Genomic DNA, 15,306 nt, shown 5'->3' with positions numbered 1-15,306 from the left:
GCAGGTGCGCACGTTATCTGCACTCGATAAAAACGGTGATGTCAGAAGCGTGGGCGCCCAGTTCTACCGGCGTGGGCCGGGTTGTCGGGGTACCGATGGTGATCGGCACCGAATTCTGCGCGAGAAAGAGCTTGGCGATTTCTCCGCGCACCGCGAAATTCACGTTTTCGGGGACCGAGCCGGTGGCCTCTTGGACGAAATCCTGTCGCAGCTTTGCGACCACGACGCCAACAATCAGCCCGGCACTGTCCAGTAACGGGCCGCCCGAATTCCCGGCCTGTACGGCGGCGGAAATCTGCATGTTGAAGCTGTCACCCCGAACGCCTTTGAGCGAAGAGACAACGCCGCGCGTCACGTTGAGCCCCTCGAGCAGGTCGCTGAGCGGAAAGCCTGCAACCAGCACGTCGGAATTGAGCTGCGCGGGGGCAGACGCAAACCGGGCGTGCGCGCCGCCGGATTTGTCCGGGGCATTGATGACGGCCAGATCGAAAACCTTGGACTGCGCGACCATCTGCGCGGGGGTGCCATCGACCATGATGTGTTTGCAGTCACCGGCCACATGCGCGTTCGTCAGGACATCGCCGCGATCATTCACCACGAACCCGGTGCCGCTGCTGGCATGGGACGTCTCTGGCTTTGCCGTGCCGATGCTGGGTGTGTCACGACCCGTTTGTGGCGGTGTGGTGTCTTCGTCTGCGATTTCGAGAAAGAGGGTAACGATATGATCGAGATAGCCGTCACGGGAAAATCGGATCGGGTCGCGCCGCCCCGTGCCGAGGCTGGCCGCGACCGCGTTCAGAATACCCTGATCGGCTGGGGTTGCCGAAAGGATGATGGTGGTCCATCCCCGATTGACATAATCTGAACGGACATACAGCAGTCCGTCGCCGCCACGGGTTGATGTAATCCAGGTCCGTTCCCGGCGCACGGTATAGGGCGTGTAACCCGCTGCCTTATCGAGACCATAGGCATGATAGGCCTTGGCCCCTGCGAAATCAGACCGGCCCGCCGCGATGGCAAGCGAGCTATTGGTGTGGCTCCAGTTCTGAAACGTGCCGCTGTCGGCGTCACGCTGATAGGCGTCGAGAGGAAACAGCAACGACAGCCCGTAAGTGTCGAGATAAATCATGTCCCAGCCGCTGTCTGCGATCCGCGTGGCAGCGGATAGAAAGAGCGCCGCAAGGTGTATGTTGACTGGCGCGGCGTCAAACTGGTGATAGGAGTAACGCGACAGAGCCTTGCGGCTGCCCGCGCCCCATTGGCCGTCCAGCAAGCCCAGATATTTGTTCTCGAAGGCAAGGGCGAGTTGCAGGAACCGTTTGTCGTCGGATGTCAGTCGCTGCTGTTGGATCGGTTCAAAGAGCCCTGCGTATTTTGGGTCATTGATGTCGGCAGTTGCCCGAAGGGTGCCAGCGAATAGCGTGAGAAGGGCAATCAAGATGATTGCTGAGTTTGCCAATCGCATGAACGTCTCCGGCGGGCTGGGATACAAATTCATTATCTCGCCTGACCGTTCACGGCGTCAAGCGCGGAGAGCAAGACCGGAGATAATCCTGCGCCCTGTCGCGCCGGCACGGGGATGCGCGGTCAGTGCTGCAGATAAATTCTGGTCGATGGAACCAAATCCGATCCAGTGCAGTTAAACTGTGACAACCAAGGAAAGGGATACCTATGCGTAGTATTATATATCTCGTCGGCCTCGTCGTGATCGTTCTGGCCATCGTTCAATTCGTATTGTGAGCGCCTACTCGTAGGTCTCTCCGGGCAGTTCCGCGTTGAGGAACCTCTCGAACGCATCGAGGTTCACCGGCTCGAACTGACCAAAGCCCTGCATCCAGACCGACGCGCCTTTGAGCGCGCCAGGCTCTAGCTTGCACCACTTTACCCGGCCGCGCCGTTCCTGAGAGATCAGGCCGGCGCGGCTGAGAATGTTGAGGTGTTTGGAGATCGCGGCGAGGCTCATCTCGAACGGCTCTGCCACGTCGGTCACGGCCATGTCATCCTCTAGCAGCATCGCGAGGATCGCGCGGCGCGTGGGATCCGCAAGAGCGGCAAAGACAAGATCGAGCGGGTCAGACATGGCCCGCACTATCGTCAGGCAGGGCCATACGTCAACTGTCGCGGCCTCCGCTTGACATAGTGCAAGGCGCGCTGTGCCCACATGTTCTGACATCAGAGCATGGAAGGGCACGCAATGTTTCAACACATCATGGTGCCGGTCAATCTGGCCGAAAAGGATGCTCTGGCCCGCGCCATTGAGGTGTCTTGCGATCTGGCCAAGCTTTATGGCGCGCCCCTGACGATGGTCCGCGAGCCGTGATCTGGCAGTCGTGACGCTGAACATCCCCACGCCCAACCCGGCTGTCGATGTGGACGGACGACTACGGTTTGCGATCGACCCCCTCCGGGCTGATCTGGTCGTCACCGCGTCGCATAGCGGGCATCTGGCGGCGCATGCCTCGGTCTCGGTGATGGTGGTGCGTGAGCAACCCGCTGGAGATACTCAACCAAACGGTTGAATATACTCTGATGACCCCGTGCCGCGTGTTCCGGGGGTGGGGGACATCCTGGTCGATGTTGGGTAAAGCGAAAATGTATTAAAAAACAATGCTCTGAATGGGAGAGACCTGCGGCGGAGCCGCGCTTGACTCAGGGCGCGACCGCGCATAGCACTGACCCGAACAATCCGTGAGAGGTTTCGCGCGTGACAGACCCCGATCAGGCCGAGCGACTGAAGGCGCTAGAGGCAAAGATCGAGGCGCTGAAAGGCCCGGTACAAACCAAGAAGCATACGGATGAGCACTATTCTCAGGCACATCTGGCCTGGCGCATGGTGATCGAGATGGTGGTCGGTCTGTTGATCGGTTTCGGCATGGGGTACGGGCTGGACAGCCTGTTCGGGACGCTCCCGATCTTCCTCGTGATTTTTACATTGTTGGGCCTCGCGGCCGGCATCAAGGTGATGATGCGCAGCGCGACGGAAATCCAGCAAACGCAGACGGCCGAAACGGCCAGGGACAAACTGCCGGAACAGACCGGCGGAGACGAGAGGGCAAGAGATGGCGACTGAAACCCACGAAGGCGCGACAAAGGGCATGGAACTGGTCTTTCACCCGATGGACCAATTCATCGTCAAGCCGCTCTTTGGTGATGGCGCAGTAGGCGTTTTCACAGTCACCAACGTGACATTGTGGATGGCGCTGGCGGTTCTGGCGACGATCGGCCTGCTGGTGCTGGGTACCTCGGGGCGCTCGACAATCCCATCGCGGATGCAGTCGGTTGCAGAGCTGTGCTATGGCTTCATTCGCAAGATGGTCGAGGATGTCGCGGGCAAGGACGCACTGCCATATTTCCCCTACATCATGACGCTGTTCGTCTTTATCGTGTTCTCGAACTTCCTCGGGTTGCTGCCCGGCGCGTTCACCACCACCAGCCACATTGCCGTGACGGCCGTGCTGGCGATGCTGGTGTTCCTGACCGTGACCCTGATGGGCTTCTTCAAGCACGGTCTGGGCTTTCTCAGCGTGTTCTGGATTAGCTCGGCACCGCTGCCGCTGCGGCCCATTCTGGCGCTGATCGAGGTGATTTCCTACTTCGTGCGCCCTGTCAGCCACTCTATTCGTCTGGCGGGCAACATGATGGCCGGTCACGCCGTGATCAAGGTGTTCGCGGCCTTTGCCCCGATGATCCTGATTGGCTGGATCGGTGTGCTGGTGACGCCGCTGAGCATCATCGCGATCACGGCGATCTACGCGCTGGAGGTGCTGGTGGCATTCATTCAGGCCTATGTCTTTACCATCCTGACATGTGTGTATCTGAAGGACGCGCTGCATCCGCACCACTAAGGGGTGCCGGGCTGAAGCCCGGCCTACGCAACAACCGCGGAATGATCCGCATACGAACAACCGAAAACAACTCAATTCCATCGTAAGGAGAAATCAAATGGAAGGTGACGTCGTACAAATGGGCGCATACATTGGCGCGGGTCTGGCCTGTACAGGTATGGGCGGTGCTGCTGTTGGTGTGGGCCACGTTGTGGGCAATTTCCTGTCGGGCGCTCTGCGCAATCCGTCAGCAGCTGGCGGCCAAACGGCCACCATGTTCATCGGTATCGCGTTCTCGGAAGCGCTGGGGATCTTCTCGTTCCTCGTGGCACTTCTGCTGATGTTCGCTGTCTAAGCTTACGAAATCTGATCCTTACGGCCGGGTGGGGGCGATGCTGCCACCCGGTGTACACGGAAAGTTTCGTTAAGAGAGGACGACGACATGGCGACCGAAACCACAGCTGCTGTCGAAGGGCATGTAAGCCCTATCGCGCTGGAAGAAGCTGGCAAGTGCGTGGACAGCCACGGCGGCGCCATTGGCATGCCGCAGCTTTGCCCGGAATGGATGGGCAACCAGATTTTCTGGCTTGCGGTCACGCTTGTCGTGATCTTCTTCGTGCTGTCACGTATTGCGCTGCCGCGCATCGCGGCGATCCTTGCGGAACGCCAAGGCACGATTACCAATGATATCGCTGCTGCCGAAGACCTGAAGGTCAAGGCCGTGGAAGCTGAAGAAATCTATAACAAGGCACTGGCCGATGCGCGCACCGACGCGCAGGCGATCATTGCCGAGAACAAGGCGGCGATCAAAGCCGAACTCGATGCGGCGATGGCCAAGGCCGATGCCGAGATCTCAGCCCGGACTGCGGAAGGCGAAAAGAAGATCGCTGAAATCCGTGCCGGTGCAATGGAAAGCGTCGAGGAAGTGGCAAAGGATACTGCCAAGGCCATCGTTGCGGCGATGGGCGGCAAGGCCGATGCCAAAACCGTCAATGCGGCCGTATCGTCGCGAGTGAAAGGGTAATATCATGCGCAAACTTGCCATTCTCATTGCCCTGACAACTGCCAACCCTGCCTTTGCGGCGGGTGGGCCTTTCTTCTCGCTGTCGAACACGAATTTCGTGGTCGCAATCTCGTTTATCCTCTTTGTCTCTGTCCTGCTCTACCTCAAGGTACCAACGATGTTGGGCAAGATGCTGGACAAGCGCGCTGAGGGTATCAAATCTGAGCTGGATGAAGCTCGCGCGCTGCGTGAAGAAGCGCAGAGCCTGCTGGCCAGCTACGAGCGCAAGCAAAAAGAGGTCGAGGAGCAAGCGAGCCGTATCGTCGAGCACGCAAAATCCGAAGCCTCCGCTGCAGCCGAACAGGCGCAGGAAGATCTGAAGAAATCAATCGACCGCCGTTTGCGTGCTGCCGATGATCAGATTGCCTCTGCCGAAGCGAGCGCGGTCAAGGAAGTGCGCGACCGTGCTGTGTCCATTGCCGTGGCCGCCGCCCGCGAGGTGATCGCCAAGCAGATGACCGCCGCCGACGGCAATGCGCTGATCGACGACGCGATCAAGACAGTGGATGCCAAGCTGCACTAAGCGGTTACATCTGAAAAAAATGAATAAACCGCGCCAGCTAGGGCGCGGTTTTTTTTATGTGCAATCACATCCGTGTTGTCAGGCACCCGGCATGGCCATCGTACGATTCATCTGACCCGACGGTTCATGCAGTTCGTCCGCCACGAATTCGAACCCGTAGCGTTCATAGAAGGCCCGCCCGATTGCGTTGTCACGAAACACATCGACCCTTAGCGGGCCTTTGAGCGCGACGGCGTGATCGACCATCGCCCTGCCGTAGCCGTTGCCATGTTGTGCCGGATCAAGAAACAGGCCGCCGATTTCAGCACCCAACAGAGCAATGAAACCAACAACCGCGCCGTCGACTTCGAGCACGTAGGTTTCTGCCTGCGGCACATAGATGTTGCGGATTGCCTGCTCTACTTCGGCAACAAAATCTGTGGCCAGAAACGGATGGGCAAGCGCGTTTGCACCTCGCCAAGCTGCCATCACGGGTTCAATGTCGTCTGCGTGGTATGCGCGGATCGTGGGTATTGCGTCGTTCATTGCTTTCGTACCTTGTTCATTTGGGTTGATATGCGCCTGAACGAAAGCAAGCCGTGGCCACGATGGCCGACGGGCAAACCTGTTCGCTGGGCGCAAAACACGTTGGTCGTGTTTTTGACTTCTCAACTGATTGTCTCGATTTCTTTAGACTACAAAAATCGGTCACTCAGCCGAACGCGTGAGTGTCCTGTTTGTGTCTGGTGTTCCCGGTGGTCCGTAAGGACCTAGGAACTGGCGGTGACCCGCAGCTCTTGCATAAAATCTCCATTACCTGAGAGCATCTGCCTCAGGCTGTGAGCTAGGATACCACATTGCCCGTATTGAGCAAGCCAGACAGGTGTCAGCGACATCATGGATGGCCGGCATCTGGCGACCCTTCCGTGCTACTGACCTAGAGTTCCATTGGCTGTGACGACTGGCGCCAGCCACGTTTTTCCAAGCGTCTGTAGTCGTCGCAATCCTTCAACGATTGTAGGTAGCTGGCAAGGTGGGGCAGTTCACCGTCGGCTTCCTGACCGTGGAATGGCGCGACATAGATTGCGTTGCCATAATTCGCCGCACATTTCTCGGGCGAGTCATCGACGAGGAGTATGCGCTGTAGGGGCCAGCCGAACCGTTTCAGTTTCTGAAGCCGTTTTTGATAGTGATAGCTCCCAATATCGCGTCCGAACCGCTCGAAATCGCTGGGCATGGATCGGCGCATCGTGGTTCTGGATTGCCCCCAGATGAATCTGATGGCCTCTGGCGCGGGGAACACTTCATGCACGATTTGCTGAACGTAGGATTCGGATGCAGAGGACCAGATCCCCAAATCGTACCAATCGGCACACGCGGCCAGAAAGCCAGCAAGATGTGGTCGTTTGTAAATGTGGAACTGTGCAACGCGAAAATCGGCTGGCCGGTCCAGTGGTATCTCTGACCCGTGGATAAGCGTTTCGTCGATATCGAGGACAAGCAAACTGCGCTTTGATGGGTGAACGTCAGACATAGTCCGATGATAATGGGCAGACGATGAACAACAAGCGATTTCACTCCGCCGCAGATGGCTCGCTATGACTGGAGAATCGGTCGGTAAAAATGAAAGGGGGCCGTTGAACCGGCCCCTCAGTCACGCCTGCCACGATGTTTCGGTGCTGCTGCCTGTTGTCCCTCGTTGTCGCTGTCAGAGCGCCGGCATGATCAGCCGCTGGCCAACGGTCAACTGACCGTTCTGACCGAGCTGCGTGCGATTGGCGCTGATAATTTCGTCCGTATAGCTGGTTCTGCCGTAAAATCGATAGGCGATGGAGGCGAGGCTGTCGCCGGTGCGGACCACGTAAAACCCGCTTTGCGGCCCCTCGACCTGTGGTTTGGTGCGCCCGCTGAGTACGCTGAGCAGGGTGCCGGTATCGACGCGGCCATCCTCTGTTACCAGTTCACCGGGCACCTCGACCTTGCCCCGCTGGGCGGCATCATTCACCAGCGCGTCAATGTAGGCTTGGCTCTGGCCTTGTTGCAGCGCCTTGACGATCATGGTTTCCAGTCCTGCGCTGGCGTGCTGCTGGGGCTGGTCCTGCTGGGCGGTTGTGGATGTAAACGATGCAAGCACGCTGTTGTCGGTGCGGGCCGGGGCTGTTGGCGTGGTGTCCATCAGGCCAAAGCTGAGCGGGTCATTTTCAGATGCGTCGGCTGCCGCGCCGCGAGTGGCGGTCGTCAGATTGTCGAGCGTGCTGCCTGACCGCGTTACGTTGCCGGTCTCCATGTCGCCGCCGGGGGCCCGCAAGCCGGCGGTTGGCTGGATAAGGATGAGGGCAATGGTGATACTGAGAAATCCCGCGAAAATCAGGAAAGCGCGGATCATTGGGTGTCACGCAGTCTGTGGGCAATCAAGGCGGTTACGTAAACGTCAGACGTTGTGCGCTCAATCGCCTGTTTGCCCCGTCCCGTCACCCTGCTGTCCCCTTCGCATCACGCATGCATCGTTCTGTTCTCAGGTGCGCATGCCTTGATTTCTGGGGTAAATATAGAAGAAATTACGCAAAAGCGTCAATATAAAGTGGGCAACCCCTAGGTTTAGAGGCCTCATTTCGAGGGCGTTATGAAAAAAAGACGAGTCGTTTCCGGCACTTGGCCAACGCATTTTTTTCGGGCTGTCAGCCGTTTTCGCGCAGGACGTTCCCGGCAAGGTAGAGTGACCCGCAGATCAGCACCCGCGCGCGTGGGTTCGCGGCGATGATCGCAGTCAGGGCCGCGTTGACCGAACCGGCGGTGCTGGCAGACATGCCGACCTGATGTGCCGCCTCTGCCGTGGTTTCGGCGGGCAGGGTGTTCGCTTCGCCGGGGATGGCGACTGCGGTTAGACTGTCGGCCTCTGCGGCCAGTGGGCGCAGGTAGCCAGTCACATCCTTGGTATTCAGCATTCCGCAGATCAGATGTGTCGGGCGTTTCGGCAGACTGGCCAGATGCCGCCCGAGGGCTACGCCTGCCGCGGCGTTGTGGCCACCATCCAGCCACAGCTCGGCCTCTGGAGCGGCGTCGGCCAGCGGGCCGTGCCGTAGCCGCTGCATTCGCGCAGGCCAATGCGCCTGCGAAACGGCGGCGACATTGGCGGCTTCGCCCATCTCGAGATGACGCAGTGCGGCCAGTGCCGCGCCAGCGTTCTCGATCTGGTGCGCGCCGGGCAGGTTGGGCAGCGGCAGGTCAAGCAGGCCGGTTTCATCCTGATAGATGAGTCGGTCATTTTCCGCATAAGCGTGCCAGTGCTGGCCCTGTGCGATCAGCGGCGCGCCAAGCCGGGTGGCGACCGTCTCGATCACGTCCATCACTTCGTCGGGTTGCGGTCCGACGATGCAGGGCACCCCGCGCTTGATGATCCCGGCCTTTTCGCCCGCGATCGCGGCGAGGGTGTTGCCTAGGTATTGCTCGTGATCCATCGAGATGGGCGTGATGATTGTCAGCGCGGGTTGGGCGATGACGTTGGTGGCATCAAGCCGCCCGCCCAGACCCACCTCCAGCAGGGTGTAATCCGCCGGAGTCCGCGACATGGCCAGCAAGGCGGCGCATGTCGTGATCTCGAAATAGGTGATGCTGTCGCTGCCGTTCGCGCGGTAGCATTCATCCAGCACGTCGGTGAGCGCGTCCTCGGTGATGAGGTGCCCGGCAATGCGAATGCGTTCGTGGAACCGCGCCAGATGCGGCGAGGTATAGGCATGGACGCTTTTGCCTGCGCCCTCCAGCCCGGCGCGCAGCATCGCCTGCGTGCTGCCCTTGCCGTTGGTGCCGGCGAGGTGGATCACCGGCGGCAGCGCATCCTGTGGGTTGCCCAACGCCTGTAACAACCGCCAGACGCGGTCGAGCGTGAGATCGATAATCTTTGGGTGCAGCGCCATCATCCGTTCAAGGATGACATCCGATCCGGGGGTGTTCATGCCTTGGTCGGGGCCTTCTCGGGGGTGGGCGGTTCCTCTGCCGCATCGGGCGCTTCTGCTGTGGGCGGGGGTAGATCGCCAGCGATTGCAGGCGGCAGGTTCAGCAGCAAACGGGTGATCGAGATCAATTCGTCACGCATTTTGGGGCGCGGCGTCACGCGGTCCAACATGCCGTGATCCAGCAGGTATTCGGCACGCTGGAACCCTTCGGGCAGTTTTTCGCGAATGGTCTGCTCAATCACGCGCGGTCCGGCAAAACAGATCAGCGCGCCCGGTTCGGCAATCTGCACGTCGCCCAGCATCGCATAGGACGCAGTGACGCCGCCCGTTGTGGGGTGGGTCAGCACGACGATATAGGGCAGGCCCGCTTCCTTGAGCATCTGCACAGCGACGGTCGTGCGCGGCATCTGCATCAGCGACAGGATGCCCTCCTGCATACGTGCGCCACCTGCGGCAGAGAACAGGATCAGCGGGCGTTTGAGCTTAACAGCGGTTTCGGCAGCAGCGATGATCGCGTTGCCGACATACATGCCCATAGACCCGGCCATGAATGAAAAATCCTGCGCGGCAGCGACAATGGGTGTGCGCCCGATTTCGCCGGTGGCGACCAGCATCGCCTCTTTTTCGCCGGTGGCCTTTTGTGCGGCCTTCATCCGTTCGGGGTATTTCTTTTGGTCGCGGAAATGCAGCGGGTCGGTGGTCGGGGCGGGGACATCGACCTCGGCAAAGATGCCGCCATCGAATAGCGACTTGAACCGGTCGCGTGGCGCGATGTTCATGTGGTGGCCGCAGCCGGTGCAGACATTCTGATTCTGCGTCAGTTCGCGATGAAACAGCATCGTGCCGCATTCCTCGCATTTGGTCCAAAGGTTCTCGGGCATCTCGCGGCGTGAGAAGATCGAGTTGATGCGCGGACGCATATAGTTGGTAATCCAGTTCATGCGAAATCGGCCCCTTGGCAATGCGATTTGAACTGAAATAGGACGCTGCGCGGCAAATTGCAATTCAAGCGTGTCGGTGTGATGCGCAGTTTTGCGCCCTAGACGCGCAGTGCCAGCCGTGCGGCCAGCCAGCTGCATAGCAACAGCATCAGGTCGACGGGAAACCACGTTCGGATGATGTCGGTGTCGTCCATTCCGAACGGGTAACTATAGAGCGCCAGCCCATCGAATACGCCGGCAGGGGCCACCAGTAGCAATGCACTGACATTGTTGATCAGATGCAGGGCAATTGCAGGTCCAAGCGTTCCGCTGCGCGCCGTCAGATCGGCGGCAGCCAGTCCAAAGAGACCGGCCCACAGGACCACGATCCAGGCATTGTCCCCCGTCTGGCTGGGTGCGTAATGCAGGGCCGCAAAAAGTGCTGTTGGCAGCCCCATCCAGAGTGCGGGGTGGGAAAAACGCGCGGCAAGCTGGCTTTGCAGGTAGCCGCGGAAAAGGATCTCTTCGGCGCTGACCTGTAGCGTGACGCCAATCAGGGCAGGGAGGAGAAACGCCAGCCAGACCGGCCATTCCAGATGCCGTTCCGGTGTCAGGGCATCGGGTGCAGGCAGGGCAAATATGAGGGCGGTCAACAATATCAATGCGATCAGGACATGCCGGAATTGCCCGAGGGCCAGTGCCGGTGGGCCAAAGAGGCTGCGCAGTTGCCGGGTGTGCAACAGCAGCAACGTTGCCCAGGTCGCGATGATGAGCAGCACAAAGATGTAGAGATTTGCCAACGTGCCCCAAGGCGTGCTGGCATCCTGAAGTCCGCGACCGTTGTGACCCCATGCGGTGTCTGGCAGCCACAGGTCGCATAGCGAACCGTAGACCATCGTCATGACCAGAAAGAGCGCGGCGATCAGGACAATGCCGACGAGCAGTCGCCATATCTCATGGCTGCCGCGCGCTGGTGCGATCAGGTGCAAATGTGGCTCGTATTTCATGGGGGCACGCTAGTGCGGACGACGTGCCGGTGCAATTGCCCGGGCCGCAAACCTTGTGCCCGCGCTTGCACGCTGCGCGCCGCTCGCCTATGCCAATGCAAACACAGCACCGCGAGGCCAAGCCATGACCAAGTTCGACAAATCAAAATTGCCCAGCCGCTACGTGACCGAAGGCCCATCCAAGGCACCGCACCGGTCCTATATGTATGCGATGGGCGTCAGCGAGGAAGAGATTCACCAGCCGCTGGTCGGCGTTGCAACCTGCTGGAACGAGGCGGCACCGTGCAACATCGCGCTGAACCGACAGGCGCAGGCGGTCAAGATGGGCGTGAAGCAGGCCTATGGCACGCCGCGCGAGTTCACCACGATCACCGTTACCGACGGCATTGCGATGGGTCACGAAGGGATGCGGTCGAGTCTGGCCAGCCGCGAAGCGATCGCCGACACAGTCGAGCTGACGATGCGCGGGCACGCCTATGACGCCATTGTTGGTCTGGCAGGGTGCGACAAATCGCTGCCGGGAATGATGATGGCAATGGTGCGGCTGAACACGCCGTCGGTCTTTATCTACGGTGGGTCGATCCTGCCGGGCAAGGCGCCTCAGGTCGAGGAAATCCCAGAGGATTTCCGCAGTCGCGATCTGACGGTGCAGGATATGTTCGAGGCAGTGGGCCGCCATCAGAACGGCACCATGTCCGACAAGGCGCTGGATATGCTGGAGCGCGTGGCTTGCCCCAGCTCCGGTGCGTGTGGTGGTCAGTTTACCGCCAACACGATGGCCTGCGTATCCGAGGCGATCGGTTTGGCGTTGATGAACAGTTCCGGCATGCCGGCCCCTTACGAGAGCCGCGACGCCTATGGTGAGGCGTCGGGTCGTGCGGTTATGACCCTGCTGGAAAAGAACATCCGTGCGCGCGATGTGGTCACACTGAAAAGCCTGCAAAACGCGGCACGGGTCGTGGCATGCACTGGTGGGTCGACCAATGCAGGGCTGCACCTGCCTGCCATCGCGCATGAGGCGGGCATCGACTTTTTCCTCGATGACGTTTGCGAGATTTTCCGCGACACACCCTACTTCGTCGATCTCAAGCCCGGTGGTGCCTATGTCGCCAAGGATCTCTATGATGTGGGCGGTATCCCGGTGGTGATGAAGGAACTGCGCAAGGCGGGGCTGATCCACGAGGATTGCATTACGGCCAGCGGCCGCAGCATCGGTGAGGAGCTGGAGCTAATCGAACGCGAAGCCGACGGCAAGGTGATCTATCCCATCGACGCGCCGCTGACCAAAACCGGCGGTGTTGTTGGCCTCAAGGGCAATCTGGCCCCCGAAGGCGCAATCGTGAAAGTCGCGGGTATCCCCTCTCAGAACCAAGTCTTTACCGGTCCCGCGCGGGTATTTGAATGCGAAGAAGAGGCATTTGAGGCGGTGCAGAAGCGTGGCTATGAGGAAGGCGAAGTGATCGTCATCCGCAACGAGGGCCCCGCAGGCGGGCCGGGTATGCGCGAAATGCTGGCGACCACCGCGGCGCTGAGTGGTCAGGGCATGGGCAAGAAAGTGGCGCTGATCACTGATGGGCGTTTTTCAGGCGCAACGCGCGGCTTCTGCGTCGGTCATGTAGGGCCCGAGGCCGCACATTGCGGTCCTATTGCCCTGCTGAAGAACGGCGACATGATCACTATTAACGCCATCACCGGCGATCTGAGTGTTGATCTGAGCGACGAAGAACTGGCAACGCGCAAGGAAAGCTGGCCGGGCCCGCGCGAGACGCTGTATGCGTCGGGCGCATTGTGGAAGTACGCGCAGCTGGTGGGCGCAACCTACAAGGGGGCTGTAACCCATCCGGGGGCCGAACATGAACGCCATGTCTATATGGACATTTAGCAGACCGGGGCTGGCGCTGGCGGCGGTCCTGCCGCTGGCGGCCTGTCTGGCGGCCGGTGATCAAGGTCAGATCGGGTTTCGCGCGGCGGGAGGCAACAAGGCCGAACCGCTGAAGCGCGCCGCGTTTTTTCGCGGCGATGTGGTGGTCGAGGGACCTGCGGGCTATTGCGTCGACAGCAAGTCAGTGCGCCGTACCGCCAGCAGCGGCTTTGCCCTGTTAACGTCCTGTGCGGTCTTGGCGGATGATCCATCGCATTCCGTGACCCCAGCGGTGATAACCGTGTCGATCCTGCCTGCGAACCCCGATGCACAGCAGCCAAGCGCGGCAGAGATCAGCGCGGGTCTGGCGCCGGTGCGCGCGTTGGCAGAAATCGACGGCGACGGTATCTCGTTGGTGCAGTTGGCGCAGGGTGGCGATGCGGGTGTGCCCGGCGGCGATCCGCGTTACTGGCGGGCCAGCATGATCGTCAACGACCATTTCGTAGGGCTGGCGGCCTATGGTCGGGTCGGCAGTTCGGTGGCGGGGCGCGACGGGATGCACCTACTGATCGACATGGCCGAGCATATGCGTGAGGCCAGTCCGTCCCTGCAAAAGCGAGTGCCGCCCGAACCTGCGCAATCCTCTGGCGTGCCGGTCCCTGGGCAGGCTGATGCTACCGGTACGGTTCAGGTCAAACATGATGCGGCCGCGCCCAAAAAAGCCGATCCGCCGGGACTGCGGTCGATAATGTCGGGATTGTTTCGAAAACAGAGTTAATCCTCTGGAATGGAATGGTAAGTCAGGATAAAACCAAACCGACGTAAAAGGGACCGGACAACATGCAGGTGCGAAGCGCATTGGTGGACTGGATCGTGCAACGGCGCGGCGTGCGCCGCTGGACCAAGGCCGCCCGCCGCGCGCCGGACATGCCCCTGAGAGAGCTGCGTCATGAGCGGTCGAACGCCCGTAAGCTGCTGTACTCCCTGAACGAAATGCTGGCTGTGGCCGAGAACAGGTTGGCATTGCCGATGATCGGCAGTCATGCCTTCCCCAAACCGCACGGCACCGACTGGGCCTGGCGACCATCGCTGTGGTGTTTGCCACTGCCCAATCCGGGCATGTCATCAGCGATGAGCAAGTCCAAGCTGGGCGATGAGCTGATATTGTTTCACGACTGTGCACATTCTGAGCTGACCCTGCGACAGATCCGCAATCAGCGAGAGGCCGATTTGGCCCCGTATGGGCTGCGCATGGATGTGTTCAACTTTGACGGATCGTTCCTGTCGGTGGTTCTGGACCTGCCGCATGGTGCGGTGGACGGATTGAAGAAAAACCACCTTGTCCGCCTCAATACGATCGTCGAGATGGAGAAGCCGCTGGAAATTTTTGCCCGGCTCAACATCAAGCATGGCCCCAACACAGAACAGATCGTGCGCGAATTGCCCTTGCATGAGGACGATATCGTGGTGGAGTTCGATCTGGCGTATTCCAACCTCAACGAAAAACGGATCGAGCGCGCTTGGCTCGATCTGATCTTTGAGAACCCGCAAATGAGTCAGGTCACACTGCGTGACGTGACGCTGAGCCGCCGCCAGCGGGCCGATTTCTGAGGATGCCGACATGAGTGAATTCACATTGACCAAGACCCGGCTGTTCGAGGGGGTATGGGAGGGCGTTCTGACCTATGAGGGTGACGGTAACGCCCAGCCGAAAATCGACGTCACGCATTTGGGTGAGGCGGTAGATGGTGTCGAAGTGATCGAGAATGAAGCCGCCGCGCATTGGGTTCTGCGGGTTCCGATTCCGACACATATGATCGCCGACGGGGTGCAGACATTCCTGATCCGCGACACATCCGCCGACGCGGTTTTGGGGGATTTTTCACTAATCGCCGGAGAGGCGCTGGCCTATGATATACGCGCCGAAGTGACGCTGCTGCGTGAGGAACTGGACATGCTGAAACGCGCGTTCCGCCGGCATTGTCTGGAGACGATGTAGGAGACTCTGTTCTCTGGTGGAGCGGTTACGCTTTGTGATCCGTCGGCACCTTTGGCTCACCGTCGTCCTAAGATAGGATATTGCCGCCGGTCCGGGTGCCGTTTTTTATGTGCGGCAAGGCTCCCCCCTGCGCGAGGGCGCACGCGAGGATAGATGAACAGAATGACGACGCGGGAC

General features: G+C 59.9%; 19 protein-coding genes. 11 read left to right on the top strand and 8 right to left on the bottom strand.

All coding sequences use genetic code 11. The annotated features are described in order from the left end of the window. Nucleotides 1–13 precede the first annotated feature (13 nt). Nucleotides 14–1,465 carry a S1C family serine protease gene (locus N7U68_RS09495; protein ID WP_263048953.1) on the bottom strand — a complete coding sequence of 484 codons (1,452 nt, stop codon included), beginning with the start codon at nucleotides 1,463–1,465 and terminating at the stop codon, nucleotides 14–16. A gap of 279 nt (nucleotides 1,466–1,744) precedes the next feature. Continuing rightward, nucleotides 1,745–2,080: an ArsR/SmtB family transcription factor gene (locus N7U68_RS09490; RefSeq protein WP_263048952.1), complete on the bottom strand. Its 336-nt coding sequence runs from the start codon at nucleotides 2,078–2,080 to the stop codon at nucleotides 1,745–1,747. Between the two features lie 114 nt (nucleotides 2,081–2,194). On the opposite strand from N7U68_RS09490, the gene N7U68_RS09485 reads away from it, so the two are divergent. The 7 genes from N7U68_RS09485 to N7U68_RS09455 all read left to right on the top strand — a co-directional run bounded on the left by N7U68_RS09485 (nucleotide 2,195) and on the right by N7U68_RS09455 (nucleotide 5,410). Further along, on the top strand, nucleotides 2,195–2,320 hold the full coding sequence (locus N7U68_RS09485; RefSeq protein WP_263048951.1) for a putative universal stress family protein: 126 nt from the start codon (nucleotides 2,195–2,197) through the stop codon (nucleotides 2,318–2,320). 10 nt (nucleotides 2,321–2,330) lie between these two features. Continuing rightward, nucleotides 2,331–2,519, top strand: a complete 189-nt coding sequence (locus N7U68_RS09480) for an adenine nucleotide alpha hydrolase family protein (RefSeq protein ID WP_263048950.1) — start codon at nucleotides 2,331–2,333, stop codon at nucleotides 2,517–2,519. 185 nt (nucleotides 2,520–2,704) lie between these two features. Then, nucleotides 2,705–3,070, top strand: a complete 366-nt coding sequence (locus tag N7U68_RS09475) for an AtpZ/AtpI family protein (protein ID WP_165196085.1) — start codon at nucleotides 2,705–2,707, stop codon at nucleotides 3,068–3,070. After that, nucleotides 3,060–3,845 carry a F0F1 ATP synthase subunit A gene (locus tag N7U68_RS09470; protein WP_165196087.1) on the top strand — a complete coding sequence of 262 codons (786 nt, stop codon included), beginning with the start codon at nucleotides 3,060–3,062 and terminating at the stop codon, nucleotides 3,843–3,845. The genes N7U68_RS09475 and N7U68_RS09470 overlap by 11 nt, the downstream gene beginning before the upstream one ends. A 97-nt stretch (nucleotides 3,846–3,942) precedes the next feature. After that, nucleotides 3,943–4,179 carry a F0F1 ATP synthase subunit C gene (locus N7U68_RS09465; RefSeq protein WP_085799500.1) on the top strand — a complete coding sequence of 79 codons (237 nt, stop codon included), beginning with the start codon at nucleotides 3,943–3,945 and terminating at the stop codon, nucleotides 4,177–4,179. An 87-nt stretch (nucleotides 4,180–4,266) separates the two neighbouring features. Then, the gene (locus N7U68_RS09460) at nucleotides 4,267–4,848 is read left to right on the top strand and encodes a F0F1 ATP synthase subunit B' (protein WP_165196089.1); all 582 of its coding nucleotides are present in this window, start codon (nucleotides 4,267–4,269) and stop codon (nucleotides 4,846–4,848) included. A gap of 4 nt (nucleotides 4,849–4,852) precedes the next feature. Next, nucleotides 4,853–5,410, top strand: a complete 558-nt coding sequence (locus N7U68_RS09455; RefSeq protein WP_263048949.1) for a F0F1 ATP synthase subunit B — start codon at nucleotides 4,853–4,855, stop codon at nucleotides 5,408–5,410. Between the two features lie 78 nt (nucleotides 5,411–5,488). On the opposite strand, the gene N7U68_RS09450 is transcribed toward N7U68_RS09455, so the two are convergent. The 6 genes from N7U68_RS09450 to N7U68_RS09425 form a co-directional block, all read right to left on the bottom strand. Beyond that, entirely contained in the window at nucleotides 5,489–5,935 is a 447-nt protein-coding gene (locus N7U68_RS09450) for a GNAT family N-acetyltransferase (protein WP_263048948.1), read from the bottom strand. A gap of 391 nt (nucleotides 5,936–6,326) precedes the next feature. Continuing rightward, the gene (locus N7U68_RS09445; protein WP_263048947.1) at nucleotides 6,327–6,923 is read right to left on the bottom strand and encodes an NIF family HAD-type phosphatase; all 597 of its coding nucleotides are present in this window, start codon (nucleotides 6,921–6,923) and stop codon (nucleotides 6,327–6,329) included. Between the two features lie 174 nt (nucleotides 6,924–7,097). After that, nucleotides 7,098–7,775, bottom strand: coding sequence for a LysM peptidoglycan-binding domain-containing protein (locus N7U68_RS09440; RefSeq protein WP_263048946.1), 678 nt, complete (start codon nucleotides 7,773–7,775; stop codon nucleotides 7,098–7,100). A gap of 292 nt (nucleotides 7,776–8,067) precedes the next feature. Beyond that, nucleotides 8,068–9,342, bottom strand: coding sequence for a bifunctional folylpolyglutamate synthase/dihydrofolate synthase (locus tag N7U68_RS09435; protein ID WP_263048945.1), 1,275 nt, complete (start codon nucleotides 9,340–9,342; stop codon nucleotides 8,068–8,070). Further along, a complete protein-coding gene (accD, locus tag N7U68_RS09430) occupies nucleotides 9,339–10,283 on the bottom strand; it encodes an acetyl-CoA carboxylase, carboxyltransferase subunit beta (protein WP_263048944.1) in 945 nt (314 codons plus the stop codon). Before accD ends, N7U68_RS09435 begins: the two co-directional genes overlap by 4 nt. A 98-nt stretch (nucleotides 10,284–10,381) precedes the next feature. Next, nucleotides 10,382–11,269, bottom strand: a complete 888-nt coding sequence (locus tag N7U68_RS09425) for a CPBP family intramembrane glutamic endopeptidase (protein WP_263048943.1) — start codon at nucleotides 11,267–11,269, stop codon at nucleotides 10,382–10,384. A 124-nt stretch (nucleotides 11,270–11,393) separates the two neighbouring features. On the opposite strand from N7U68_RS09425, the gene ilvD reads away from it, so the two are divergent. The 4 genes from ilvD (at nucleotide 11,394) to N7U68_RS09405 (ending at nucleotide 15,129) form a co-directional block, all read left to right on the top strand. Beyond that, nucleotides 11,394–13,151 (top strand): dihydroxy-acid dehydratase, encoded by a 1,758-nt coding sequence (ilvD, locus tag N7U68_RS09420; RefSeq protein ID WP_165196105.1) that lies wholly within the window; start codon nucleotides 11,394–11,396, stop codon nucleotides 13,149–13,151. Then, nucleotides 13,123–13,908 carry a hypothetical protein gene (locus N7U68_RS09415; protein ID WP_263048942.1) on the top strand — a complete coding sequence of 262 codons (786 nt, stop codon included), beginning with the start codon at nucleotides 13,123–13,125 and terminating at the stop codon, nucleotides 13,906–13,908. Before ilvD ends, N7U68_RS09415 begins: the two co-directional genes overlap by 29 nt. 62 nt (nucleotides 13,909–13,970) lie before the next feature. Next, on the top strand, nucleotides 13,971–14,741 hold the full coding sequence (locus tag N7U68_RS09410) for a DUF6478 family protein (protein WP_165196109.1): 771 nt from the start codon (nucleotides 13,971–13,973) through the stop codon (nucleotides 14,739–14,741). Between the two features lie 10 nt (nucleotides 14,742–14,751). Next, entirely contained in the window at nucleotides 14,752–15,129 is a 378-nt protein-coding gene (locus tag N7U68_RS09405) for a hypothetical protein (protein WP_165196111.1), read from the top strand. Nucleotides 15,130–15,306: the final 177 nt, after the last annotated feature.

This window comes from Roseovarius pelagicus (genome assembly GCF_025639885.1).
GTDB classification, from domain to species: domain Bacteria; phylum Pseudomonadota; class Alphaproteobacteria; order Rhodobacterales; family Rhodobacteraceae; genus Roseovarius; species Roseovarius pelagicus.
This window is presented reverse-complemented; position numbering and strand designations above follow the sequence as displayed.

Coding starts and splice junctions, on each gene's coding strand:
- N7U68_RS09495 (WP_263048953.1), bottom strand. CDS start 1,465: ATGCGATTGGCAAACTCAGCAATCATCTTGATTGCCCTTCTCACGCTA.
- N7U68_RS09490 (WP_263048952.1), bottom strand. CDS start 2,080: ATGTCTGACCCGCTCGATCTTGTCTTTGCCGCTCTTGCGGATCCCACG.
- N7U68_RS09485 (WP_263048951.1), top strand. CDS start 2,195: ATGTTTCAACACATCATGGTGCCGGTCAATCTGGCCGAAAAGGATGCT.
- N7U68_RS09470 (WP_165196087.1), top strand. CDS start 3,060: ATGGCGACTGAAACCCACGAAGGCGCGACAAAGGGCATGGAACTGGTC.
- N7U68_RS09465 (WP_085799500.1), top strand. CDS start 3,943: ATGGAAGGTGACGTCGTACAAATGGGCGCATACATTGGCGCGGGTCTG.
- N7U68_RS09460 (WP_165196089.1), top strand. CDS start 4,267: ATGGCGACCGAAACCACAGCTGCTGTCGAAGGGCATGTAAGCCCTATC.
- N7U68_RS09455 (WP_263048949.1), top strand. CDS start 4,853: ATGCGCAAACTTGCCATTCTCATTGCCCTGACAACTGCCAACCCTGCC.
- N7U68_RS09450 (WP_263048948.1), bottom strand. CDS start 5,935: ATGAACGACGCAATACCCACGATCCGCGCATACCACGCAGACGACATT.
- N7U68_RS09445 (WP_263048947.1), bottom strand. CDS start 6,923: ATGTCTGACGTTCACCCATCAAAGCGCAGTTTGCTTGTCCTCGATATC.
- N7U68_RS09440 (WP_263048946.1), bottom strand. CDS start 7,775: ATGATCCGCGCTTTCCTGATTTTCGCGGGATTTCTCAGTATCACCATT.
- N7U68_RS09435 (WP_263048945.1), bottom strand. CDS start 9,342: ATGAACACCCCCGGATCGGATGTCATCCTTGAACGGATGATGGCGCTG.
- accD (WP_263048944.1), bottom strand. CDS start 10,283: ATGAACTGGATTACCAACTATATGCGTCCGCGCATCAACTCGATCTTC.
- N7U68_RS09425 (WP_263048943.1), bottom strand. CDS start 11,269: ATGAAATACGAGCCACATTTGCACCTGATCGCACCAGCGCGCGGCAGC.
- ilvD (WP_165196105.1), top strand. CDS start 11,394: ATGACCAAGTTCGACAAATCAAAATTGCCCAGCCGCTACGTGACCGAA.
- N7U68_RS09415 (WP_263048942.1), top strand. CDS start 13,123: ATGAACGCCATGTCTATATGGACATTTAGCAGACCGGGGCTGGCGCTG.
- N7U68_RS09410 (WP_165196109.1), top strand. CDS start 13,971: ATGCAGGTGCGAAGCGCATTGGTGGACTGGATCGTGCAACGGCGCGGC.
- N7U68_RS09405 (WP_165196111.1), top strand. CDS start 14,752: ATGAGTGAATTCACATTGACCAAGACCCGGCTGTTCGAGGGGGTATGG.